Here is a 24,072-nt window from a genome sequence, read left to right on the forward strand (position 1 = left end):
CGCGCGCCGGCGGGCGAACGACGGGTCCGGGTACGGCCGAAGGGGGTCCGGGCCCGTGTGCGGGCGAGCACCCCGTCGGCGCGGGCGCGCATGCGCACCACCGCGCCCGTCACCCTCCCGCGCCAACGGACGCCGACCGAGGCGCCGGCCACCGCGACACCGGCCGACACCCGCACGCAAGCCCACGGCGCCGCCGCCGCGCACCCCGCCCCGGCGAAGCCCCCGACCGTGGTCAGCCCGGCCGCCCGCCGCCCCTCGGCGGGTCCGGTCCGGGCACCCCGGGCGTCCTCGGCCCCGCTGTCCGGCCACACGCCCGTGACGGCGGCGCCCGCCGAGCCGTTCGACGGCCACCGGGCCCCGGACGCGGCATCCGGCCGTCCGGCACCGCACGCGCTGCCGGGCGAGGGCGCGCCCGGCGCTCCGGCAGCCGTCCTCCCGGCAGAGGCCGACGCCCCGGCCGAGACGCGCCCCCGTGCCGCCCACAAGGTGCTCCGCACCCTGCGCGCCCACTTCGGGAGCATCGCCGGAACGATCATTCTCGTGGTCGTCGTGTGGCGGCTCGGGACCGGTGTGTTCGTGGACGGGCTGCGGCGGATCGACGGCGGGACGCTGGTCGCCGCCGTCGGCATCGGCGTGCTGACGACCGTGGTCAGCGCCTGGCGCTGGTGCGCGGTGACCGGGGCGCTGGGCCTGCGGCTGCCGCTCGGCCCGGCCGTCGCGGACTACTACCGGGCGCTGTTCCTCAACGCGGCGCTCCCCGGCGGTGTCCTCGGCGATGTGCACCGGGCCGTCCGGCACGGGCAGAGCTCCGGGGACATGGGGCGCGGCGTGCGCGCGGTGGTCATCGAGCGGACGGCGGGTCAGCTGGTGCTGGCCGTCGTGGGCGTGGCGGTCCTGCTGACCATGCCCTCACCGGTGCTGGAGCAGACCCGTCACACGGCGGGCGCCCTGGCGCTGGTCACCCTGGGCGCGACCGCGATCTGGGCGGCGCTGCGGATGGGCCGGAAGCCGCGTCCCGAGCGTGGCCGGGGCGGCCGGGTCCGCGCCGCCCTCACCGAGGCGCGCGGCGCCCTGCTGAACCGCGACAGCGGCCCGGCGGTGCTGATCTCCTCCGTGGTGGTGCTGGCCGGGTACGTGGCGATGTTCCTGCTCGCCGCTCGTGTCGCCGGCACCTCCGCGGGCCCGGCGGCCCTCGTGCCGCTCGCGCTGCTGGCCCTGATCGCCATGAGCCTGCCGCTGAACGTCGGCGGCTGGGGCCCCCGCGAGGGCGTCACCGCCTGGTCGTTCGGCGCGGCCGGCCTGGGTGCCTCCCAGGGCCTGACCGTGGCCGTCGTCTACGGCGTGCTCAGCTTCGCGGCGGCGCTGCCGGGGGCCCTGGTCCTCGTCGGGCGCTGGTACGGCTCGCTGCGGGCCCGCCGTCAGTCGGCGGCCGGAGCGTCCGAGGTGACCACGGAGAAGTACGCCCCGAAGGACTCCACGAACCCCTCCAGCAATTCCTTCCCCTTCGTGGCGGACGCCAACGAAGGACGGCCGATCACACCGGAATCGGTGTAGGCCGACATACCGAGGGAGAGGAGATGACGGCGGTCGTCGGCAAGGAAATCGGTGGTCTCGTGACCGGGCCGGACCAATTCCGGATGGCAATGCAGAAGTATGGAGGTCTCAATTTCTCCCGCATGCATATCACTGAGCAACGAGGTCTCGACACCCGCCCGTTCACGGGCGGCCTCCCAGTCCTCCATCGCCGGGAAAAGCGCCATTCGATGTCCCGCCGCGGTGGATTCCTGGACGACATTGCCCAGGACGTAATTCCCACCGTGTCCGTTCACCACGACCAGCGCCTCGACGCCCGACCGGCGCAGCGAGTCGGCGATGTCGCGGACCATCGCGTGCAGGGTCGTCGCGGAAATGCTCACCGTGCCCGGCCAGCCGGCGTGCTCGTGGGAGCAGGCGATGGTCACGGGCGGCAGGAGGTGCACCGGGTAGGCGGCGGCTATCTCCCGCGCTATGGCGCACGCCACCAGCGTGTCCGTGGCCAGCGGCAGATACGGGCCGTGCTGCTCGAAGCTGCCGACCGGAAGCACCGCGACCTGTCGGCCGACCCCCGCGCCGCGCTCCCGTACATCCGCGGTGGTGTCGGCGGGCAGCAGACCGTATACCGTCGGCTGCTGTCCCCGTCCCTCCTGCCGCGCACCGGACTCCGCTCCCGAACTGCTCATCTTTTCCCGGCCTTTCGTCTCTGCTGATGCTCCGTCATTTTCGCATGACGTCAGGACTCACCAGATAGGAACCAGATCATGACAGAAAATGTTGGCGTACTCGGCGCTCACGCCCAGTCCTCCGGTGCCGTCCGCGTGGTCAATGCACCGCTGCCCACGACGTACGGCGACTTCGAGGCCGTAGGTTATCTCGACCAGGATCGCGGCGAGGAACAAGTGGCGCTGGTGTACGGCGACATCAGCGGCGGCGAGAACATACTCGTCCGGCTGCACTCGGAGTGCCTGACCGGTGACGCGTTCGGCTCCCAGCACTGCGAATGCGGGGAGCAGCTCGACAGCGCGCTGCGCGCCATCGTCACGGAGGGCCGGGGCGTCCTCGTCTACCTGCGCGGCCACGAGGGGCGCGGCATCGGGCTGCTCGCCAAGCTCCAGGCGATGAAGCTCCAGGCCGAGGGCCTGGACACCGTCGAGGCGAACATCGCCCTCGGCCTGCCGGTGGACGCCCGCGACTACCGGGTGGCGGCCGAGATGCTGCACGACCTCGGTGTACGGTCCGTGCGGCTGATGTCGAACAACCCGCGCAAGCGGGAGGCGCTGCTGCGCCACGGCATCCAGGTCTCCGAGCAGGTGCCGCTGCTGATCACGCCCTGCGAGGACAACATCACCTACCTGCGCACCAAGCGCGAGCGGCTGGACCACTACCTGCCCCACCTGGACGCCGTGGTCCACTCCTCCTGAGCGCCGCATCACGTACGTTCCCGCACGTCGCACGGGGTCGCGCGGCGGCCGTCATCGGATCGTCCGACACCGGCCGCCGCGCCCGCCGTAACGTTTTGGCGGGCCGGTGCGCACGGCGCGCCCCCGGCCGACTCCGCTGCCGTACCGCATGAACGTTCGCCTGTGGTGGAAGACCTGACTCCGTCGGGTGAACCGACCACGACCGGACGAAGGGAGCCGCGTACGTGATCCGCAGCGCACGGGTCGTCGTCATAGGCGGCGGTGTCATCGGCACGAGCATCGCCTACCATCTCGCCGCCGCAGGAGTGGACGACGTCGTCCTCGTCGAACGGGACGAACTCGCCTCCGGCTCCACCGCTCGGGCCGCCGGCGGCGTACGCGCACAGTTCTCCGACGAACTGAACATCCAGCTCGGCGCCCGCAGCCTGGAGGCGTTCGGCCGGTTCGGACAGGACCTGGGCCACGACATCGGCCTCCACCGGGTCGGCTACCTCTTCCTGCTGTCGACGCCCGACGAGGTCGCCCAGTTCGAGGCCGGCGTACAGCTGCAGAACGACCTGGGTGTGCCCAGCCGCATGATCGACCCCGCCGAGGCGCAGCGGCTCTCCCCGCTGATCAGCACCGACGGGCTGCTCGCCGCCGCGTTCTCACCCGACGACGGGCACTGCACCCCCGAGTCCGTGGTCCACGGCTACGCCGCGGGCGCCCGCCGCCACGGCGCGACGGTCCTGCGCAACTGCGAGGTCCTCGGCATCGAGACCTGGCGGGACACCATCACCGCGGTGGTCACCGGCAAGGGCCGCATCGTCACCGACACCGTGGTGTGCGCGGCCGGCGCCTGGTCCCGGTCCGTCGGCGCCATGGTCGGCGTGGACCTCCCGGTGGAGCCGCTGCGCCGGCAGATCGCGGTCACCGAACCGGTGCCGGGCCTGCCGCCGGACCTGCCCATGACGATCGACTTCACCAGCAGCCTGTACTTCCACACCGAGGGCCCCGGCCTCCTCGTCGGCATGTCCGACCCCGACGAACGGCCCGGCTTCGCCACCGACACCCACGACCGCTGGATCCCCCGCCTCTACGCGGCCATGGAACACCGGGCGCCCGCCCTGCTCGACCTGCGCCGCACGGGCGGCTGGGCGGGCCTGTACGAAATCACACCGGACCACAACGCCCTGATCGGCGAGGCCGGTTCATGCTCCCGCTTCCTCTACGCCACCGGTTTCTCCGGCCACGGGTTCCTTCAGGGCCCGGCGGTCGGCGAGGTGGTCCGCGACCTGTACCTCGGCCGCGTACCCTTCGTCGACATCAGCCCCTTGAGCGTCGACCGCTTCACGGCCGACGCGTTGCGCCCGGAGGCCAACCTCGTATGACCGATCGCCACTTGTGGCTCCGCCACGAGACCCGTACCACCGAACGCCGCACCCCGATCGTCCCGTCCGACGCCCGGCGGCTCGTCGAGAGCGGCGTACGGATCACCGTCGAGGACTCCCCGCAGCGGATCTTCCCGACGGAGGCGTACGAGGAGGCGGGCTGCGAGGTCACCGAGCCCGGCCGCTGGCCGTCGGCGCCGTCGAACGCCGTCATCGTAGGGCTGAAGGAACTCCCCGACGAGCCCGCCGAACTCACCCACCGGCACATCTTCTTCGGGCACGCCTACAAGGGGCAGCCCGGCGCCGAGTCGCTGCTGCGCAGGTTCGCCGCCGGGGGCGGGGCGCTGCTGGACCTGGAGTACCTGGTGGACGACCAGGGCCGCCGGCTCGCCGCGTTCGGCTTCTGGGCCGGCTACCTGGGCGCGGCCCTCGCGGTGCTGCACCACCGGGGCGGTCTTCAGACCCCGCTGGTGCCCCTGGCCAAGGAGGAGATGGAGGCACGGCTGCGCGCCTCCGAGGGCGATCTGACCGCGCTGGTGATCGGCGCCCTGGGCCGCAGCGGGAGCGGTGCGCGGGCCGCGCTCGACGAGGCCGGGGTCGAGCCCACCTGCTGGGACGTGGCCGAGACCCGCGACCTCGACAAGGGCGCCCTGCTCGCCCACGACCTGATGGTCAACACCGTGCTGACGACGAGCCCGGTGCCGCCGTTCCTCACGGACAAGGACCTCGACGCCCCGGACCGCCGGCTGCGCACCCTCGCCGACGTCACCGTCGACGTGGGCTCACCCATGAACGTCCTGCCGGTCTACGACACCACCACGGACTGGGACCACCCGGTCCGCCGCCTGCGCGAGCACCCGCCCCTCGACCTGATCGCGATCGACAACCTGCCCTCCCTGCTGCCCCGCGAGGCGAGTACCGACTTCTCCGCCGCGCTGCTGCCGCAGCTGCTGGACTTGCCGACCGGTGGCGCGTGGGGACGCTGCCTGGACCGGTTCCGCCGCGCGTCCCATGACCTCGGGCTGACGACAAGGGAGTTGCCGGATGACTGATGACGCGGTCCCCGCGAGCGGCACCGTCCACTGGGTCGGTGCCGGCCTCTCCACGGGCAGCGGCCTGGCGAAGCTGTGCGGCACCGCCGCCCGGGTACGGCTGTGGCACCGCACCGAGGAGCGCGCCGAGGGGGCCCTGGCCGCCCTCGGCCTCGCGGGCCGCGCCGAGCCCCGCGCGTACACACGCGCGGCGCTCGCCGCCGAGCTGGCTCCCGGAGACGTGGTCGTCTCGATGCTCCCGGCCCCGGAGCACGCGCCGCTGCTCGGGGCGTGCGTCGAGGCGCGGGCGCACTTCGCCTGCTCCAGCTATGTGTCGGACGAGGTCCGGGAACTGGCGCCGGCGGCCGGGGCGGCGGGCGTCACCGTCCTCACCGAGGCGGGCCTCGACCCCGGCGTCGACCACCTCTTCGCCCACAGCCTGGTCGCCCGGGCGAGCGCGGCGATCGGGCCCGACACGGCCGCCTCGTACACCCTGACCTCGTACTGCGGCGGCGTCCCGGCCGTACCGAACGACTTCAGGTACCGCTTCAGCTGGGCGCCCGCCGGGGTCCTGAACGCCCTGCGCGCACCGGCCCGCTACATCGAGGACGGCACGGAGACGACGGCCGAGCGCCCCTGGAGGGCGACCCGTCCGTACGTCGTCGACGGCGATGCCGACGGCGAGTCCTTCGAGGCCTACCCCAACCGCGACAGCGTGCCCTTCCTCGCCCAGTACGGCCTGCCGCCGGCCTGGAAACCGCGCACCTTCGTCCGCGGCACCCTCCGCCTCGACGGCTGGCTCACCGCCTGGGCCCCGGTCTTCGCGGAACTGGAACGCGACGACGACCGGCGCATCGCCGCGCTGGCCGGTGAACTCGCCGCGCGGCACCCGATGACGGAGACCGACCGGGACCGTGTCGTCCTGGCCGTCACCCTGGACGTCGACGCCGGCTCCGGTGACCGCTGGTCGGGCCGCTACCTCCTCGACCTGACCGGCACGGCGGAGGAGAGCGCCATGGCCCGCTGCGTCTCCCGCCCCCTGGCCCTCGGCGTCACCCACATCCTCGACGGCTCCCTGCCCCCGGGCCTCCTCCGCGCGGCGGAGACGGCGGAACGCTCGGAGAGGTGGCTCATGGAACTGGCGCGAGACGGGGTCGAGTTCGCGTTGCGGGTGGAGGGCTGAAGGGGGTAGGGGTGGTGTGACCGCCCCCTACCCCGACCACGCACCCGCCCGCCGCCCGTGTGCCTGCGGTCCCTGTGCGCGCGGCGTGCGCCGCGAGGCAGGGGGCGCCGGTTCAGTCCACCACGGCCTCGTGGACCAGTCGCTTCAGGTCCGGGTAGACCGAGAACGAGGAGCGGCGTCGTACCTGGGTCATGAACTGGACGGTCAGGTCCCGGTGCGGGTCCACCCAGAAGATCGTGGTGGCGGCGCCGGTCCAGCCGAAGGTGCCGAGGGAGGAGGGGCTCTCGGTGACCTCGGGGTCGATGACGACGGAGACGCCGAGGCCGAAGCCGACGCCCACGTTCCCCGGCTGCCGGTGGAAGCCGCTGCCGTAGGTGTGGATGTCGACGCCGCCCGGCAACTGGTTGGAGGCCATCATGTCGACGGACTCGGGGGTCAGCAGACGGACCCCGTCGAGTTCGCCGCGGCGGCGCAGGAACTCCGCGAAGCGATGGTAGTCACGGGCGGTGGCGACCATGCCGCCGCTGCCGGACAGGAAGCGGGGCCGGCCGTGCAGGGGCAGCCCCGGCACCGGGGCGATCGAGCCGTCCTCCTGCTCGCCGTACAGCTGGGCCAGCCGCCCCGCCTGCTCGGGGGAGACCTGGAAACCCGCGTCGGTCATCCCCAGCGGGCCGAGGATCCGCTCGGCGAAGAACACGTCGAGGGACTGCCCCGACACCACCTCGACGATCCGGCCGAGGACGTTGCTGGCGACGGAGTAGTTCCACTGCGTGCCCGGCTCGAACTGCAGGGGCAGACGCGCGTACTCCGCGCAGGTCTGGGCGAGGTCGGCGCCCGGCCGGACCGAGTGCTCCAGACCGGCTTCGCGGTAGAGCGCGTCCACCGGGTGGTCGTAGTAGAAGCCGAACGTCAGGCCGGACGTGTGGGTCATCAGATGCCGGACGAGGATCGGCTGCCGCGCCGGGCGGGTCCGGATCCCGGCGCCCTCACCGGACTCGTACACCCGGGGCTCGGCGAACTCCGGCAGATGGCGGGAGACCGGGTCCGTGAGGGACAGCCGCCCCTCCTCGACCAGTATCAGCGCGGCCACCGACGTGACCGGCTTCGTCATCGAGTAGACCCGCCACAACGTGTCGGTCCCGACGGGCAGCCCCGCGTCCAGGTCGCGCCGGCCGTACGTCGTGAGGTGGGCGACGCGGCCGTGCCGGGCGACGGAGAGCAGATAGCCGGGCAGCCGGCCGTCGTCGACCTGGCGGCCGAGGTACTCGTCGAGGCGGGCCAGGGTCTTCGGGTCGAGGCCGGCCTCGCGCGGCTCGCTCTGTCGGCTCAGTCGTTCCATGGTGGTTCTCCTCCGGTGGCCCGGGTCACGGCTCACAGACGTCCTTGTCTTCATCGTTCCGTACCGATCGCGATCCATCCCCCGGAGGACGGGCGGGTCGGGGCATTCGTCCGGCGAGCGGCGCACCCAGCGCCGACAGGCCGGCCAGCAGCCAGAACGCGGGCTCCGCGGCCAGCGGCAGCAGCGTCGCGGCGGCCGCCACGCCGAGCGTCGGCCCGATGTTCATCGCCGTCTGCTGGAGGCCGCCCACCACCCCCGCCGCCTCCGGCGGAGCGTCCCGTACGGCCACCGCGGTGGCCGTCACCATCACAGCGCCGAACCCGGCGCCCAGGAGCAGGAAGCCACCGCCGATCACCGCCGTCGAGGAGCCCGGCCCCACCGCCGACAGCACCAGCACGCCGGCGGTGAGCAGCAGGGTCCCGGTCAGGGCCGTCGGGCGGGCGCCCCACTGGCGCAGCAGCACCGCCGAGAGCGGTGCGCCGAGGATCATCATCACGCCGCCGGGCAGCGCGACGAGGCTGGTACGCAGCGGGTCCATGCCGAGCACGTCCTGCAACAGGTGGCTGCCGACGAACAGCGCGCCCATCATCGCCGCCGACGCGGTCACCAGCACCCCGAGTGCCGCGCCCGCCGTCGCCGAGCCGAGCACGGCGGGCGGCAACAGCGGGTCGGTAGCCCGCCGTTCATGCCGTACGAGGGCAGCGCCGGCGGCGCCGGCCACGAGCAGACCGAGCACACCGGGCACCGTCCAGCCGTGCCCCGGGATCCCGACCAGGGTGTGCACGAGCGCCGCGAGCGCCACGGCGAGCAGGGCCGCGCCACGGGTGTCGAGGCCGCCGACGGGCACACCGCGGGCTGGCCGCGGAGCGCGGACCGCGAGGGCCAGCAGGCCCATGACCAGCGCCGGAATCACATTCAGGAAGAACACCGCGCGCCAGCCCAGCTCCGTCACCAGCACCCCGCCAACCAGCGGGCCGGCCGCTGCGGCCACCCCGATGGCACTGGTCCGCAGCGCCACGGGCATGCCCAGCCGGTCGGGCGGGAACGCGGCCCGCAGCATCCCGAGCGTGGCCGGCTGCAGCAGCGCCCCGAACACCCCCTGGACGACCCGCAGCGCGATCACCCAGCCCACGCCGGGCGCGAGGCCGATGCCCGCCGAGGCGGCGCCGAACCCCAACACGCCCCAGGCGAAGACCCGTTGGTGCCCGAACCGGTCACCGAGCCGCCCCGCGAAGACCAGCAGGCTCGCCACCGCGATCAGATAGGCGGTGCTGGTCCACTGCACCTCGGCGAAGGAGGCCTCCAGGTCCCGGCGCAGGGTGGGCTGGGCGATCGTCAGCACGGTCCCGTCGAGGGCGACGATCACCGCGCCGAGCACGCTGTTCGCGAGCGTCAGCCGGCGGTACGGCACGGGCACGGCCGGCCGTTCGTCCGCACCGGCCTCCCGGATGACCGCGCTCATCGATCCTCACGCCCGAGATGCGCGTCGAGGGCCGTGTCGAGCAGGGGCGTGAAGTCGTCGGCACCCGTGGTGAGTTGGAGGCTGCCCCAGGTCCACAGCTGGGCGATGCCGTACAGGTTCGCCAGGAGCGCCCCGGCGACGAGCCGGGCGTCGACATCCGGCCGGGCCCGGCCGACGAGGTCCACGAGCAGGCCGAACACCGGGAGGCTGGCGTCGCGCAGCCCCAACGTGTTGCTCTCCAGCAGGTCGTGACGGAACATCAGCTCGTGCATGCCCCGGTGGGTGAGCGCGAAGTCGAGGTAGACCCGGCCCAGCGTCGCCACCTGCCGCCGGGGGCTGTCGGTGCCGTCGCCGAGGGCCGCGGCACCCCTGGCCGCGAGGTCCTCGAAGCCCCGGCGCGCGATGGCCGACAGCAGTTCCAGATGCGTCGGGAAGTACCGGCGCGGCGCCCCGTGCGACACCCCCGCCCGCCGTGCGATCTCCCGCAACGACAGTGCCTGCACGCCCTCGGTCGTCACCAACTCGACCCCGACATCCACCAGCCGGGACCTGAGCCCGGCGTTCCGTTCACCCATAGACACTGTCTACCGCACGGAAGTAGACAGTGTCTACCGAGGGTCGTGCGGCGACGCTCGCGGCGTATCGGGGAATCGCGGGCCACCGTCGGTACGTTGACCGGTCATGACCCCGGACACATCTGACACGGACGCCGTGCAGAACGCCCTGCTCGGCCTGGTCTCCGAACTCGACGGCGGGGTGCTGGTCACCCTCAAGGCGGACGGCCGTCCCCAGCTCTCGAACGTCAACCACGCCTACGACCCCGACGAGCGCACGATCCGGGTCTCGGTCACCGACGACCGCGCCAAGACCCGCAACATGCGCCGCGACCCCCGCGTCTCGTACCACGTGACCAGCGCCGACCGCTGGGCCTACACGGTCGTCGAGGGCCTCGCCGACCTCACGCCGGTGGCCGAGGACCCCTACGACGAGACCGTCGAGGAACTGGTCCGGCTGTACCGGGACGTGCGGGGCGAGCACCCCGACTGGGACGACTACCGCGCGGCGATGGTCCGCGACCGCCGGCTCGTACTGCGGCTGCGTGTGGAGCGGGCGTACGGCATCCCCAAGCGCTGAGGTGTCACCCGGCGGCCCCGCCACCTTGTCGAGCACGCACAGGTCCCCGTCGTCGGGGTCGCCGACGGACATCCACAGGACGGCCTTCTCGGCCGTCCCCCGTGCCTCGTACTCGGTCCACCCGCCCGCCGGAGTCGTCCCGCCACGTGCCCGCGATCTGCTCGTCGCGCAGGACGAGCGCCTCGCCGTCGGGGATCGGGGGCGGATTCGGCGCCCGGCCCAGGAGCATCAGCGTGATGGCCCCGACGATCAGCAGGACGGGGGCCACCAGCAGGCATCCGACCCCGGCCGCCACGCCGATCAGCACGCCCTTGCGGGACTTCTCTCTCCGCATCCCCCACCCCCGGCCGGCCTCACGTGATCGAGGCGTCGGCGTCCGTCATCATCCCTCCGACCTGCGCGGACCTCCGCGGCGGGGTGGCCGCGGGACGGTGACGTGACCGGCCCCGTGCCCGAGAAGGAGCGGCGGACGCATCACGGGGCCCCGAACGCCATGGGTGCTCGGGGCCCGCGATCGGGGACGGGAAGGTCAGGCCGCGACCCGCTCCCGGTCGTTCGCCGCGCCGGCCGCGCGGACGCCGAGGAGTTCGGTCGGGACCTTGTGGGTCTCGCGGGCGGTGAGGGCCGCGAGCACCGGCGGCACGCACAGCGCCGCGGTGAACAGCGCCACCGCGAACCAGTCGTCCCCGTCGGGGCCGGCGATCTGCGCGGCGAAGGTGACGGCGAAACCGGCGACCGCGAAGCCGATCTGCGTGCCGATGGCCATGCCGGACAGCCGGACCTTCGTGGAGAACATCTCGCCGTAGAAGGAGGGCCAGGTGCCGTTCGCGGCGCTGTAGACGACACCGAAGGTGACGATGCCGAGGACGAGGACCAGCGGATAGGCGCCGGTGGAGACCGCCCACAGGTAGACGAACATCATCACCGCGCTGCCGGCCGCGCCGATCAGGAACACCGGGCGTCGGCCGACGCGGTCGGAGAGCGTGGCCCACAGCGGGATCGCGGCGAGCGCGACCAGGTTGGCGAGCGCGCTCACCCACAGCATCGAGGAACGCGACAGACCGACCGACTCGCTCGTGCCGTACGCCAGCGCCCACACGGTGAAGATCGTCGAGACCGAGGCGACCATGGCGCCCGCGATCACCCGCAGCACATCCGCCCAGTGCTCACGCGTCAGCACGGCGAGCGGCAGCTTCGCGACACCCTCGGAGGCGGTCTGCTGCCGGGTGAACGCGGGGGTCTCGTTCAGCGTGCGGCGGATGACGTAGCCCGCGACGGCGACCGCGACGCTCATCCAGAACGGGACGCGCCAGCCCCAGGACAGCAACTGGTCCTCGGGGAGCGCCGCGATCGGGATGAAGACCAGGGTCGCGAGCAGCTGGCCGCCCTGGGTGCCGCTCAGGGTGAAGCTGGTGAAGAAGCCGCGCCGGTCCTCCGGCGCGTGTTCCAGCGTCATGGAGTTGGCACTGGCCTGCTCGCCCGCCGCCGAGACGCCCTGGAGGACACGGCAGATCACCAGCAGGACCGGGGCGAGGGTGCCGACCTGGTCACGGGTGGGCAGGCAGCCGATGAGGAACGTGGACAGACCCATCAGGATCAGCGTGAAGACCATGATCTTCTTGCGGCCCAGCCGGTCGCCGAAGTGGCCGAGGAAGAGCGCGCCGATCGGCCGCGCCGCGTACGCGACACCGAAGGTGGCCAGGGACAGCAGGGTCGCGGTCGCCGGGTCGGACTCGTCGAAGAAGACCGTCGGGAAGATCAGGGCGGCGGCGCTGCCGTAGATGAAGAAGTCGTAGTACTCCAGGGCGCTGCCGATCCAGGCGGCCGTGGCGGCCTTCCTGGGCTGGCCGGGAGGTGCGGCGGGGACGGACAACGGTGTGCTCCTTCGAGGGATCTCCCCCAGGAGAGGGAGTGAAGCGGAGGAAGGCAAGGCAGGGCAAGACGGGGCTGGCCAGGGCAGGGCGGTGCGAGATGTGGGGGAGGAGGCCGGGTCCCCGGGGGTGCTGGGGCGGCCGTGCCGGGTGCTACCCGGATAATTAACGCACTGGATAGTTAGTAGCGGTTGGCTACGGATGTTGCGCCCACGTTTCCCGGGTGTCAAGGGGTGGCGCCGAACGAACCTCCGGGCCCGGAGTGTGGGTCGGGCGCCGTCCCGTGGTCAGTCCGTCGCGCAGTCCCGTGGTCAGTCCGCCGCGCGCGCCTGTGGTCAGTCCGTCGCTCGGTCCGCCGTCAGATACGCGATCACCATGTCGCCGAGCATCTTGCGGTAGTGCTCGCGCAGGTCGGGGGCGACCAGGTCGCGGCCGAAGAGGGCTCCGAAGGTGTGCCGGTTGGAGACGCGGAAGAAGCAGAAGGAGCTGATCATCGCGTGCAGGTCCACGGCGTCGACATCGGCCGTGAACAGGCCGGACCGCTGCCCCGACTCCAGGATGCGGCCGATCACGTCCAGCGCCGGCGAGCCGATCCTGCCCAGCTTCTCGGAGGCGGCGATGTGCTCGGCCTCGTGGATGTTCTCGATGCTGACCAGGCGGATGAAGTCCGGGTGCCGTTCGTGGTGGTCGAAGGTGACCTCGGCCAGGCGCCGGATGGCGGCGACCGGGTCCAGGTGCTCGACGTCCAGCTCCTGCTCCGCCTGCCGGATCACGGAGTACGCCCGCTCCAGCACGGCCGTGAACAGCTGCTCCTTGCCGCCGAAGTAGTAGTAGATCATCCGCTTGGTGGTGCGGGTGCGGGCGGCGATCTCGTCGACCCGGGCACCCGCGAAACCGGAGCGGGCGAACTCCTTGGTCGCGACGTCGAGGATCTCGGCCTTGGTGCGGGCCGCGTCACGGATGCGCCCGTTCGGTCGTGCCGGTTCTTCGACGCTGGTCATCGCGTTCCTTCGGGCAAGGGGCCAGGTGACCGCGATTGTAGAAGAGGGCTTCCCCCGGTCGATCCGGGGTGCTATGACTAACGTACTAGTTCGTACATTAGTGAGCCGCTCAGGAGGCCCCGCCGTGCCCCAGGTCTCGACCCCCGCCCCGACGCGTGACGCGTATCTCGTCGGCCTCATCGGCTCCGGCATCGGGCCCTCGCTCAGCCCCGCGCTGCACGAGCGGGAGGCGGACCGGCAGGGGCTGCGGTACCTGTACCGGCTGATCGACGTCGACCGCGTCGAGGGCGGCCCCGAGGCGGTGGGCGACCTGGTGCGCGCCGCCCGGGACCTCGGCTACGACGGGCTGAACATCACCCACCCCTGCAAGCAACTCGTCATCGGGCATCTCGACGCGCTCGCGCCGGGGGCCGCCGCGCTCGGCGCCGTCAACACCGTGGTCTTCGAGGACGGCCGCGCCATCGGCCACAACACGGACGTCACCGGCTTCGCCGCGTCCTTCGCCCGCGGACTGCCCGACGTCCCGCTGGAGAAGGTCGTGCAGCTGGGCGCCGGCGGCGCCGGTGCGGCCGTGGCCCACGCCATGCTCACCCTCGGCGCGGAGCACGTCACCGTCGTCGACGCGCTGCCCGACCGCGCGGCCGGCCTCGCGACCGCCCTCGGCCGGCACTTCGGCGCGGGACGCGCGGCCGCCGCGACACCGGACGCGTTGCCGGCGCTGCTCGGCCGGGCCGACGGGGTGGTGCACGCGACGCCGACCGGAATGGCCGCGCACCCCGGCCTGCCCTTCGCCGCGGAGCTGCTGCACCCCGGGCTGTGGGTGGCCGAGGTGGTGTACCGCCCGCTGGAGACGGAGCTGCTGCGCACGGCCCGCACGCTCGGGTGCGCCACGCTGGACGGGGGAGGAATGGCGGTGTTCCAGGCGGCGGACGCGTTCCGCCTGTTCACCGGGAGGGAGGCGGACGCGACCCGCATGCTCGCCGACATCGCCGAGCTGGCCGGTGTCGCGGGGGCCGCGCGTTAGGCCGTGTCCGCAAAGTCCCGTCTGCCCCACGACGGGACTTTGCGGACACGACCTAGCCCCAGGGCCTGTCGTTTGGATCGCGCCGGTTTCGGGCTACGGCGCCTTGACGCCGCAGGTGTGCGTGCCGAGCCCTCCGGCCCAGGGGGACCGTCCCGGTCGTCGGCAGCACAGCTGGAATCAGAGGAGCAGCACCATGCGCACAGCCATCGCCACCGTCTCCCTCAGCGGGTCCCTCACCGAGAAGCTCACGGCCGCCGCGCGGGCCGGGTTCGACGGGGTGGAGATCTTCGAGAACGATCTGCTGGCCAGCCCGCTCTCCCCGGAGGAGATCCGCGCCCGGTGCGCGGACCTGGGACTGGGCATCGACCTGTACCAGCCGATGCGGGACATCGAGGCCGTGCCGGCGGACGAGTTCGACCGGAACCTGCGGCGGGCCCGGCACAAGTTCGAGCTGATGCGGCGGCTCGGCGCCGACACGGTCCTGGTGTGCTCCAGCGTCCATCCGCTCGCCGAGGACGACGACGCCCTCGCCGCCGCCCAACTGCACCGGCTCGCCGACCTCGCCCAGGACTTCGGGATCCGCGTCGCGTACGAGGCGCTGGCCTGGGGACGGCACGTCAGCACGTACGACCACGCCTGGCGCATCGTCGAGGCCGCCGACCACCCCGTGCTCGGCACCTGCCTCGACAGCTTCCACATCCTCGCCCGGGGCTCCGACCCGAAGGGCATCGAGGACATCCCCGGCGAGAAGATCTTCTTCCTGCAGCTGGCCGACGCCCCGCTGATGGCGATGGACGTGCTCCAGTGGAGCCGCCACTACCGCTGCTTCCCCGGCCAGGGCGGCTTCGACCTCGCGGGCCTCGTCCGGCATGTGCGGGCGGCCGGATATCAGGGTCCCCTGTCCCTGGAGGTCTTCAACGACGTGTTCCGGCAGGCCGAGGCGGGCCCCACCGCCGTCGACGCCCACCGCTCCCTGCTGATGCTCCAGGAGGCGGCGGGCCTGGCCACGCTGCCGGAGCCCGTGGTGCCCACCGGCGTCGCGTTCACCGAACTCGTCACCCCCGACGCCGAGCCCGTGGCCGCCCTGCTCGGCGCCCTCGGCTTCGCCCGCACCGCCCGCCACCGCAGCAAGCCGGTGGACCTGTGGCGGCAGGGCGAGGCACGGGTCCTGGTCAACACCGGCCCGGCGGCCCGCCGCGACGGCACCCAGCTCGCCGCGATCGGCCTGGAGTCACCGGACCCGGCGGGCGCCGCGCGCCGCGCGGAGGCACTGCTCGCCCCGGTGCTGCCCCGCCGCCGCGCCCCGCAGGACGTCGCCCTCGACGCGGTCGCCGCCCCCGACGGCACCGAACTCTTCTTCTGCGCCACCGACCGCCCCGAACTGCCCAGCTGGACCGACGACTTCCGTCCCGTGCCCCACGCGGAACCCGCCCGCCACCTGCACCGTGTGGACCACCTCGCGCTCACCCAGCCCTGGCACCAGTTCGACGAGGCGGCCCTCTTCCACCGGGCCGTCCTCGGCCTACCCGCCCGAGAGAGCGTGGACGTCGCCGACCCCTACGGCCTGTTCCGCAGCCGCCCGGTCAGCAACGCCGACGGCAGTGTCCGGATCGCCCTGAGCGTCGGCCCGGCCCCCACGGACGGCTCCGCCCGGGCCCAGCACATCGCCCTCACCACGGACGACGTGGTCGCCGCGGCCCGCGCCTTCCGTGCCGCCGGGGGCCGGCTGCTGGCCGTCCCCGCGAACTACCACGACGACCTGGCCGCCCGCTTCGAGTTCGCCGAGGGCGAGCTGGAGACGTACCGCGAACTCGGCATCCTCTACGACCGCGACGCGGACGGCGTGTTCCGCCACTGCTACACCGAGACCGTCGGCCGCGTCTTCTTCGAACTCGTCCAACGCGACGGCGACTACCGGGGCTACGGAGCCCAGAACGCGCCCGTACGCCTCGCCGCCCAGCACGGGCGACGCCCCGTCGGATGACGCGAATCGTCGACGACCCGACCGCGAGGGACCCCACCGCCGTCCATCGAACGATGCAGTACGGGATCGTCCGGAGGGCCGACGAGCCGCTGCCCCCGCTCTTCCTACGATGAAGCCGCCCCCCCCGACCGGCCGCACACGAGCGTGGTGTGTCTTCGACGGAAAGAGCCCAGCGGTGAGTCCTGCCTCCAAGAACCTGACCGAAGGATCCGCGACCTTCCTCGTCGGCCTGGCCCTGAAGCTGTTCACCGGCGGCGTCGAGATCCCGGTCCTCACCCTCACCAAGGTGGGGGTGGTCCTGATGGCCGTCGGCGGCTGCCTGGTCCTCCTGGGTCTCGTCCAGGCAGGGAGGACGGCCGGCTCCCGACGCTGAAGGGCCGTCGACGCCTGCTCACTGGCGGCTGACGGTGCGTGTCACACCCGTGACCACCGTCGTCGCCAGGATCCAGCCCGTGATGACGAGGACGTACGACAGCCACTGCCCTCCACCCTCGGGCGCGTAGGCCCGTTCCTGGCCGAAGTCGATGATCGGCAGCAGCAGGTCGAGGGTGTAGAAGACGGCGTTGAACGTCGGCGCCTCGTCGGCCTTCAGGGGCTCCGGCGGGTGCAGGGCGTACGCCACCGAGCCCACCGCCAGCAGGGACAGCAGCCAGACGGCCGCCCGCAGCGGGCGGAACCCGTAGCCGACGGTCGCGTCCTGGACGACGCCCCACAGCCGCCCGTACCAGGGGAGGGTGGCCCGTCGCCGGCGCTGCTTGGCGAGCTGCACCAGACGGGCCGCGTCGTCGTCGCCGATGCGACGGTACGCGGCGGTCAACTGCTCGTAGGAGTGGGGGATGAACCCGTCGTCGTCCCGCGCCAGCATCGGCAGTCGCCGCGGCGCCGGGAGATGCGACAGGAGCGAGGTGTAGGTCAGGTCGTTGAGGCGCACCTGCGCGGGCACCACGTCGGGTTCCATGAGCAGGACCTCGATCTGCGAGCGACGGAGGTTGAGGACGCCCTCCATCCGGGGGCCGCCGCGCAGCCACAGTTCGCCGACGACGCAACTGCTGGCCCGTAACGCCGTGCCGCCGGGGTGCGCCAGACGCGCGTACGACAGATCCAGGCGCCCCGCGACGCGGGCGCCGCGCATCTCGACCCGGCCCCGCACCTGGGCGCGGCGCAGTTCGACGTCGGCCTCGGCGGTGAGCGTCTCGGCGGTGAGCGCGACGCCGTCCGGGCGGTCCAGGCGGGCGTCGTTGAGGTTGACGGATCCGGCGACCCGGGCGCCGGAGAGCCGGACCTCGCCCCGCGCCCGCAGCCCGGGAGCGCACAACTCCTCCCCGACCTCTGCCTGGTTCAGCCGCAGCGCCGGTTCCTCGCCGTCCGGCGCGGTGAACTCGGCCCGCTCCATGAACAGGGTCCCGGAGATCTGCACCCCCGTCAGCTTCACCGGGCCCCCGAACCGGCAGCGCGTCAGCCGCAGTCCGCCGTCGACCCGCACCCGCGCCGACCGCAGTCCCGGCAGCACGGAGCCGGTGAGGTTCAGATAGGCGAGCTGCGCGCCGGAGAAGTCCGGGACCTCCTCGAAGTGGCAGCCGCTGAGCCGTACGACGCTGTCGACCGTCGCGTACTTCAGGTCCAGGGCGCCGGTGATCCGGGCCCCCGAGATCTTGAGCGCGGCGACCTCGCCCTCCTCGCGGGGCGCGGTGAGGAGCAGCGTCCGCAGGACCGCCGCCCGCACGGTCCTCTCGGGACTCCCGTCGGCTCCGTCCTCGGCCCTGCCGTCGGCCCTGCCGCCGGCCCCGTCGTCGGCAGCCCCGTCGTCGGTGGCGCCGAAGTCCACCGAGACACCCCGGGGGAAGGCCTCCCAGACGCGTCGCTCGGCCGGGGTGAGGTCGTCGATCATCATCAACGGGACTCTCACCCGCGGCACTTGTACCTGTCAACCACCCCGTTCCGGCCGGTCAGTGGCCCCAGACACGGTCGTGGGAGCGGTGCGCGTCCGTGAGGCCGTTCACGAAGAACCGGTCGTAGTACTCGTTCTCCACGTGATGGACCTGAAGCCACACCCCCGGCACATGGATGGCGTCCGTGTGCGCGGGGAAGCGGCCGTGGGTGCGCAGGACGTACTCGCAGACGTCACGGGCGCACTCCACGACCCGCTCGTCGTATTCGCTGGCCTCGGTGAGGTACCGCTGCCCGTAGTCCTCCCGGTAGATACGGGCGAAGACGTCGCGGTCCGTGTAGACGCCGCCCTTGCCGAACTTCGCGTCGATGATCGTCCGTACGGCCTCGGCCATGGACGGGAACGCGGGTGGGCAGGCCGCGGCGATCAACTGCTCCCCGGCCGGGGAGCGCAACCCCACCGGGTGCGCGCGCACCGTCGCGTACTTCGGCAGGGGGATGTGCCAGCGGAGGAGGTCGGCGGGGCGCCAGCGCGGGGTGACGAAGTCGAAGCCGAGCATCCTGCCGTACGCCCGCGAGAACTTGGGGTCGCCGAGGGCGATCTGCGGGTTGACGGAGGCGTGGATCCAGGCGCCCAGGCCCATCGCCTCGGCGGTGAGCATCAGGTTCTGCAGCAGCAGATCGGCCTCGATCTGGGTGCGCATGGGGCCGAGGGCGCCGAGCGGCAGCTTCAGATCGCCGTTCAGGAAACCGTTCCTGACCCACTTGCGCACCCCGGCCGGGCGGTAGAAGTTGCGGTCGTCGACGAAGGTGGGGCGGGCGCCGTCCGGCTGCGTCAGCAGATACATGAGGGCGTTGACGTACTGGTGGGAGAGGTCCACCACCGGGAACAGCAGGGTCGTGCCCGGCAGGTTGGACAGGAAGCGGTTGGAGTCGAGGTACGCGGGGAAGTCCCGCTTGCCGGGCGCGACGTCGAGCCGGTGGTCCAGCACCTTCACCTTCGCCCGGTGCGCCCGTGCCACCAAGGTCTCGGCGTCGAACGGCTCGTCCGGCGCGGGCGGCAGCCTGCGCAGGAAGTAGGTGCCCGAGTCGTTGATGAGGAAGAAGTGGGTGCCCTGGGCGTTGTCCGGGCTCCCGGCGGTGCGGCCCGCCATCGTCAGGTTGGGCTTGGACATGATGGGCGTGCCGTTGTCGGGGTCCTCGAAGGGCCGGTCGGGCATGGTCAGCCCCGTGGTGCCGGTGATCGCGATCAGCACCGCCTCCTCCAGCTCCGTCAGCGGGCGCGCGGGGTGGGAGGAGGTGTAGGTCATGGTCCCGGCGGACACCTTGGCGCCCCGGCTGACCCGGTGGGTACGGCGCCGCCACACGGTGTTCAGCAGCGGACGCCGGAAGAGGTCGGCGAGTCCGGGATGGGTGGACGCGGTGAGGCCGGTCGTGCCGGAGTGCTCGTCCCCGGGCAGCCCGGCCGGGTTGTCGGTGAAGGTCATGCTGTTCCCCCGTTGTGTTATTCAGGGCCCGGGGCGGTACCGCACCCCGGGCCGTGTGTCACGGCGTCATGGTGAACCGCCGTCGCTCGTGGTGCCGTTGTCCGCCGGCCGCACCGTCCGCCACGGCGCGAACGCGCTCGCCCCGCGCGGGAGCAGCGGCGCCAACTCCGGGCAGTGGCGCAGGACGACGGAGTTCATGCCGCCCTTCTCGACCCAGTCGATGCCGAGCGGTGTGTAGACCTCCGGCCGGTAGTCGACCGTCAGGAAGCGGTCGCTCTGGAGCCGTCGGCTGGCCATCAGGATGAAGATCCGGAACGCGGTGTCGCTGAACCCGAAGCCCTCCGGCGGGTTCTCCGCGAACAGCCCCACCACGGTGTCGATCTCGTCGACGTCGCGGTACACGTCCTTCAGCCGGGCCAGGGTCTCGGCGTTCTCCGTCAACTCCTCGAACGAACGGATCCGCGGCTTGTGGAGCCCGGCCCGGAAGTCGTTGTAGCGCGGCACCCCGCGCCGCCGGGTGCGGACGAGGTCCACGACCGACAGGTCGATGATCTCCCCGTCGCGCTCGAACCGCTGGAGCGCGCGCGGGAAGTTGTGCAGGGTGATCGCGCCCGGGTGGGCGATGCCGAAGGAGTACAGGGAGTTCGCGAGGCCCGTCTTGCGGATCCGGGCCTCGGCGGCGCCGCCCTGGATGTCGAGGAACCCCACCGTCTCCAGGCGCCGCCCGAACTGGTGCTCACGCAGCTCGTAGTCGTCCGGGATCAGCGGATGCATGCGGTAGACGGTGACGAAGTCCTCCGTCAGCGAGTACGGCGCCGTGTGGTGGTCCGGCAGCGTCTTCGGGATGCCGGTCAGCGAGTGCGCCTCGAACAGCCACAGCCCCAGCTGGTTCAGCCAGTTCTTCGGCGGGCCCGACCAGTTGGTGTGCAGGGCGACGTCGATCGCCTCGGTGGCGAGGATCGCCGGGGTCCACTCCACCGTGTGGATCTTCGCGATCAGCGCGGAGACCACCAGCCGCGCCGTGTGGTAGATCCGCTCCTCGCCCATCGTCGGGTACTCGGCGCGCAGCGCCGCGCAGACCGCGTTGTGCTCGCGGGCGAACAACGTGTGCATCGCGCTGAGCCCCATCCACCAGCTCTCGTTGAACCCGGTGAGCGGGACGCCGTTGCCGTTCATCGGCAAGTGGCCTTCCTCCAGCCGGAGTTCGGCACGCCCGTCGGCCTCCCGCAGGAACCGCGCGGTCCGCTCGTCCGCCCCGTACACCTCGGAGCCGTCCCACCAGTGGGAGGCGCTGTTGGCGAACAGGATCGGCGGCTGCCCCGGCCGTTCGACGCCCTCGTTCTCCGCGAACCGCATCACGTTCTCGGCCGGCCCGTTCGGGGTGTTGTGCCATCCGCCGTGTCCGGGCGGCAGCGGCACCTCCACGCTGCGGTCGCCGGGCTTGTGGCGGCGGTGGTTGACCCAGTCGTGCACCTGGAACTGGATCCACGCCGCCGCCAGCACATTGAGCGAGGTCGCGGGCACGAAGCTCTCGCGGTGCAGCAGCTGCCGGCTGACCGTGACCGGGTTCGGGACGTCGAAGAGGTCCGGACGGTGGACGGGCTCCAGGTTGCGGCCGAAGGCGGCGCCGACCGCGCCCATCCGCGGCTCCGCCAGATCGTTGTACGTCCCGTCGTACGACCGCTCCGTGCGCAGCCGCTCCGGGATCGGCCCCGGTACGGGCTGGGCCCTGGGCGGCGCCTCGCCCGGCTCGGTGTCGATCAGGTTCAGCCGGCGCAGCACCTTCCGCAGGAACACCAGGTTCAGCAGGCTCAGCGACACCGGCAGCCGGTGCCAGGGGACGTACCGGTTCAGCAGGGCGATCGCGGCGCCCACAGGGCGGCCGAGCAGCCGGTTGCGCAAGGGTTCCGCGGTGACGAAGCGCAGCCCGAGACGGTGCGTGCCGCTCGCCCGGTACGCCGCCTTCCGCGCCCGGTTGATGTTCCCCAGTGGCCGGAATTCATCGGTCGTGTACCAGGGGTTGAAGGTCAGGTCCTCGACGCGCCCGGCCGCGGCCCGCGCCTCGGCGCCGTCCAGCTCCTGGCTCGGGATGGTGAGCCGCGCGACGGGCACCGCCGGCGCCACCGCGTCCTTCCACTCCACCGACGCGTCCTCGACCGGGGTGCGCCGCTCGTCCACGTACCGCTGGACGCACAGGTCGAACGCCACGTCGGCCTGCCCGAGGCGCCGCGCGAACTCGCCGTGCAGGAAGTCGGGGTCCCGCCGGTCGGGCGCGGGCGCCACCGGCGTACCGGGCGCGGGCCGCAGCAGGTACCGCACGGGCCCGGCATCGCCCCACAGCATCGCCCCGCGGCTCCAGTAGGTCTCGTTCGCGAGGGAGTTCACCGACCGTCGGGTGGCCTCGCGCACGTTCCGCCGCATCCGCCCGGCGGTGCCGAACCCCACCGCCAGCGGCAGCCTCACCAACAGCCCGAACGCCTTCCCCAGCGGACTGCGCGCCCCCGCCATGGCCTTGGCGAACGCCACGAACTCCCGCGCGTTCGCCGCGTGCGACACCGGGAAGCTGGTGGCCAGCAGATCGTGGCTCTCGTCGTCCGACACCCGTACGCGTATCGCCGCGCCCCGCAGGTCGGGGGAGCCGTCGCCCTGCCGGATGCCGCTCGCGTTGGAGAGCCGGACCACCGCCGGGTACTCGGCGCCGGGCTGCGCGAAGCCGACGCGCAGGGCCGCCGGGAGGTCGTCGTGGAAACGCAGCCGCGCGTTCTCCACGGCCACCGGGGCCTTCGCGTGGAACGCCCGCGCGATCCCGCCGCCCCCGGCCCGCCGGTTCCTGACCTGGACCTCCATCAGCTCCCGGGCCAGCCGCTCGAACACCAGCCGCTCGGCCTCCGGGCTGCCGCCTTCGTACCGCTCGTACCGCTCGTACCGCTCGTTGCGCTGTTCGTGCTGCCCGGTCTCGGCCATCGGTCGCTTCCTTCGTGCGGACGCGTACACATGCGTACGGGATGCATACGGGACAGGGGCCGCACGCTACCGGTGGCGCCCGGTGGCCACAGCGACAGTTCACGCCATGTACGCATCTAAGGACAATATGGAGGAGGGTCGCATTTGGCGCGCCATGGCGGCATTCGAACGCACGTCCGGCGTGGCGGTGGTCCGGCTGGCCCGGGCGAAACCCCGTCGCCGCCGTCCGGGCGACCCGCGGGGGAGAGGCGGTCGCGGACGCGGCGGTATGGGCGCTGGCCCGGATGGACGACCCGCGCTGCCTGCCCCACCTGACCGAACACGTGGCCGGCACCCGCCCGGGCTTCGCGTCGGCCGGCGCCTACTACGGCGGCTCCGCGAACTCCTTCCACCGCCCCGCCCTGCCCGCCCTGCACGAGGTGCTCGTCCGCCTCCCGGGCCACGCGGAGGCGCTGCTGCCGGGCGTCTGCGACCGGCTCGGACCCACCGAGGACGTCCGGCTGCTCAGTCGGTTCGGCGAGGTACTCGCCGCGTGGGGGCCCGCCGCGGAGGCGGCGGTACCCCGGCTGCTCGACCTCCTGACGGACGACGAGCGGTGGCCGGCGGCGGCGACGGCCCTGGCGGGCATCGGCGGGGCCGGCCGGGCGGGACGAGAGGCGCTGCTGACCCGGTCACGCACCGGCGGACCGGACGCGGAACTCGCCGCCTGGGCGTACTGGAAGGTCGGCGGCGATCCTGGACCCGCGCTGGACGTGCTCGGACCCGCCGCCACGGACGAGGGCCGCGCCACCCACACCGCGCTGAGCAGACTGGCCGATCTCGGCCCGCACGCCGCCGGGTACGCGGACCGGCTCCGTGAGCCGGCGGCGGCGGAGGACCACTGGGTCAGAACGCGGGCGGCGTACGCGCTGTGGGCCGTGACCGGCGGCGACACGGAGACCGCCGTTCCCGCCCTGCTGGAGGTCGTGAGGAAGCTGTCCGACGGCACGTACCTGCCGGTGATGCTCCCGGCGGTGCGTCACCTGGCCCGCATGGGCGAAGCCGCGGTTCCGGCGGCCCGGCTCCTCCAGGACCTGCCCGCCGACGACCGCCGCCTCTACTACTTCGGTGGTGGCGGGGCTTCACGGAGGACGAGGCGGTCCGGACCGCCGTCGACGAGCTGCTGGCGGGGGTCGCGGGCGCCCAGTGACTCGGGGGTGCGTGTTCGTTGGCGGGTGCGGGTGGTTCGTGGTTGCTCGCGCAGTTCCCCGCGCCCCTGAAGGGAACGGGCCTGCGGCCCGCCCTTCATCGGAAAAGCACGGGGCCGCAGGCCCCTGCTTTTCCAGGGGCGCGGGGAACTGCGCGACCAGCCCCCACTCGCCCGCACCCGCCCACGGAC

At 72.8% G+C, this 24,072-nt stretch carries 19 protein-coding genes and 1 pseudogene; 10 read left to right on the forward strand and 10 right to left on the reverse strand.

What is annotated here, in order from left to right:
• Positions 1-90: 90 nt before the first annotated feature.
• A pseudogene (locus ACZ4Z3_RS13615) lies at positions 91-1,347 on the forward strand (lysylphosphatidylglycerol synthase transmembrane domain-containing protein); the annotation flags it as partial.
• Positions 1,348-1,418: 71 nt separating this feature from the next.
• On the opposite strand, the gene ACZ4Z3_RS13620 reads toward ACZ4Z3_RS13615, so the two are convergent.
• Entirely contained in the window at positions 1,419-2,219 is an 801-nt protein-coding gene (locus ACZ4Z3_RS13620; RefSeq protein ID WP_404154133.1) for a creatininase family protein, read from the reverse strand.
• Positions 2,220-2,297: 78 nt separating this feature from the next.
• On the opposite strand from ACZ4Z3_RS13620, the gene ribA reads away from it, so the two are divergent.
• The 4 genes from ribA to ACZ4Z3_RS13640 all read left to right on the forward strand — a co-directional run bounded on the left by ribA (position 2,298) and on the right by ACZ4Z3_RS13640 (position 6,541).
• The gene (gene ribA, locus ACZ4Z3_RS13625) at positions 2,298-2,957 is read left to right on the forward strand and encodes a GTP cyclohydrolase II (protein WP_359694846.1); all 660 of its coding nucleotides are present in this window, start codon (positions 2,298-2,300) and stop codon (positions 2,955-2,957) included.
• Between the two features lie 224 nt (positions 2,958-3,181).
• Positions 3,182-4,327: an NAD(P)/FAD-dependent oxidoreductase gene (locus ACZ4Z3_RS13630; protein WP_123540590.1), complete on the forward strand. Its 1,146-nt coding sequence runs from the start codon at positions 3,182-3,184 to the stop codon at positions 4,325-4,327.
• Positions 4,324-5,379, forward strand: a complete 1,056-nt coding sequence (locus ACZ4Z3_RS13635; RefSeq protein ID WP_468501116.1) for a saccharopine dehydrogenase — start codon at positions 4,324-4,326, stop codon at positions 5,377-5,379. Before ACZ4Z3_RS13630 ends, ACZ4Z3_RS13635 begins: the two co-directional genes overlap by 4 nt.
• Positions 5,372-6,541, forward strand: a complete 1,170-nt coding sequence (locus ACZ4Z3_RS13640; RefSeq protein ID WP_468501117.1) for a saccharopine dehydrogenase family protein — start codon at positions 5,372-5,374, stop codon at positions 6,539-6,541. The genes ACZ4Z3_RS13635 and ACZ4Z3_RS13640 overlap by 8 nt, the downstream gene beginning before the upstream one ends.
• Positions 6,542-6,653: 112 nt before the next feature.
• Here ACZ4Z3_RS13640 and ACZ4Z3_RS13645 read toward each other — a convergent pair whose 3' ends face one another.
• From ACZ4Z3_RS13645 to ACZ4Z3_RS13655, 3 genes are read right to left on the reverse strand one after another with little or no spacing between them, the layout of a single operon-like run.
• Positions 6,654-7,880 (reverse strand): serine hydrolase domain-containing protein, encoded by a 1,227-nt coding sequence (locus ACZ4Z3_RS13645; protein WP_468501118.1) that lies wholly within the window; start codon positions 7,878-7,880, stop codon positions 6,654-6,656.
• 25 nt (positions 7,881-7,905) lie between these two features.
• On the reverse strand, positions 7,906-9,342 hold the full coding sequence (locus ACZ4Z3_RS13650; protein WP_468501119.1) for an MFS transporter: 1,437 nt from the start codon (positions 9,340-9,342) through the stop codon (positions 7,906-7,908).
• Positions 9,339-9,917: a TetR/AcrR family transcriptional regulator gene (locus ACZ4Z3_RS13655; protein WP_468501120.1), complete on the reverse strand. Its 579-nt coding sequence runs from the start codon at positions 9,915-9,917 to the stop codon at positions 9,339-9,341. Before ACZ4Z3_RS13655 ends, ACZ4Z3_RS13650 begins: the two co-directional genes overlap by 4 nt.
• A 106-nt stretch (positions 9,918-10,023) precedes the next feature.
• Between ACZ4Z3_RS13655 and ACZ4Z3_RS13660 the strand changes: the two genes are divergently transcribed.
• Complete coding sequence (locus ACZ4Z3_RS13660) at positions 10,024-10,476, forward strand: TIGR03618 family F420-dependent PPOX class oxidoreductase (RefSeq protein WP_468501121.1); 453 nt, start codon at positions 10,024-10,026, stop codon at positions 10,474-10,476.
• 4 nt (positions 10,477-10,480) lie between these two features.
• Here ACZ4Z3_RS13660 and ACZ4Z3_RS13665 read toward each other — a convergent pair whose 3' ends face one another.
• The 3 genes from ACZ4Z3_RS13665 to ACZ4Z3_RS13675 all read right to left on the reverse strand — a co-directional run bounded on the left by ACZ4Z3_RS13665 (position 10,481) and on the right by ACZ4Z3_RS13675 (position 13,348).
• Positions 10,481-10,810 (reverse strand): hypothetical protein, encoded by a 330-nt coding sequence (locus ACZ4Z3_RS13665; RefSeq protein WP_468501122.1) that lies wholly within the window; start codon positions 10,808-10,810, stop codon positions 10,481-10,483.
• A 195-nt stretch (positions 10,811-11,005) separates the two neighbouring features.
• Positions 11,006-12,349, reverse strand: coding sequence for an MFS transporter (locus ACZ4Z3_RS13670; RefSeq protein ID WP_468501123.1), 1,344 nt, complete (start codon positions 12,347-12,349; stop codon positions 11,006-11,008).
• A gap of 333 nt (positions 12,350-12,682) precedes the next feature.
• Entirely contained in the window at positions 12,683-13,348 is a 666-nt protein-coding gene (locus tag ACZ4Z3_RS13675) for a TetR/AcrR family transcriptional regulator (RefSeq protein WP_468501124.1), read from the reverse strand.
• Positions 13,349-13,472: 124 nt separating this feature from the next.
• Here ACZ4Z3_RS13675 and ACZ4Z3_RS13680 point away from each other — a divergent pair, with 124 nt between their 5' ends.
• The 3 genes from ACZ4Z3_RS13680 to ACZ4Z3_RS13690 all read left to right on the forward strand — a co-directional run bounded on the left by ACZ4Z3_RS13680 (position 13,473) and on the right by ACZ4Z3_RS13690 (position 16,729).
• Positions 13,473-14,372: a shikimate dehydrogenase gene (locus ACZ4Z3_RS13680; RefSeq protein WP_468501125.1), complete on the forward strand. Its 900-nt coding sequence runs from the start codon at positions 13,473-13,475 to the stop codon at positions 14,370-14,372.
• A gap of 193 nt (positions 14,373-14,565) precedes the next feature.
• Positions 14,566-16,356 carry a bifunctional sugar phosphate isomerase/epimerase/4-hydroxyphenylpyruvate dioxygenase family protein gene (locus tag ACZ4Z3_RS13685; protein ID WP_468501126.1) on the forward strand — a complete coding sequence of 597 codons (1,791 nt, stop codon included), beginning with the start codon at positions 14,566-14,568 and terminating at the stop codon, positions 16,354-16,356.
• Positions 16,357-16,531: 175 nt separating this feature from the next.
• Positions 16,532-16,729, forward strand: coding sequence for a DUF5708 family protein (locus tag ACZ4Z3_RS13690; RefSeq protein ID WP_468501127.1), 198 nt, complete (start codon positions 16,532-16,534; stop codon positions 16,727-16,729).
• A gap of 18 nt (positions 16,730-16,747) precedes the next feature.
• Here the strand turns inward: ACZ4Z3_RS13690 and ACZ4Z3_RS13695 are convergent, their stop codons facing one another.
• From ACZ4Z3_RS13695 to ACZ4Z3_RS13705, 3 genes are all read right to left on the reverse strand, one after another.
• Positions 16,748-18,247: a membrane-associated oxidoreductase gene (locus ACZ4Z3_RS13695; RefSeq protein ID WP_468501128.1), complete on the reverse strand. Its 1,500-nt coding sequence runs from the start codon at positions 18,245-18,247 to the stop codon at positions 16,748-16,750.
• Between the two features lie 55 nt (positions 18,248-18,302).
• Positions 18,303-19,730 (reverse strand): hypothetical protein, encoded by a 1,428-nt coding sequence (locus ACZ4Z3_RS13700; RefSeq protein WP_468501129.1) that lies wholly within the window; start codon positions 19,728-19,730, stop codon positions 18,303-18,305.
• A 66-nt stretch (positions 19,731-19,796) separates the two neighbouring features.
• Positions 19,797-22,694, reverse strand: a complete 2,898-nt coding sequence (locus ACZ4Z3_RS13705; protein WP_468501130.1) for a peroxidase family protein — start codon at positions 22,692-22,694, stop codon at positions 19,797-19,799.
• Positions 22,695-22,978: 284 nt separating this feature from the next.
• Between ACZ4Z3_RS13705 and ACZ4Z3_RS13710 the strand changes: the two genes are divergently transcribed.
• Positions 22,979-23,953, forward strand: a complete 975-nt coding sequence (locus tag ACZ4Z3_RS13710) for a hypothetical protein (RefSeq protein WP_468501131.1) — start codon at positions 22,979-22,981, stop codon at positions 23,951-23,953.
• Positions 23,954-24,072 lie beyond the last annotated feature (119 nt).

Source organism: Streptomyces sp. NPDC030296 (assembly GCF_055572815.1).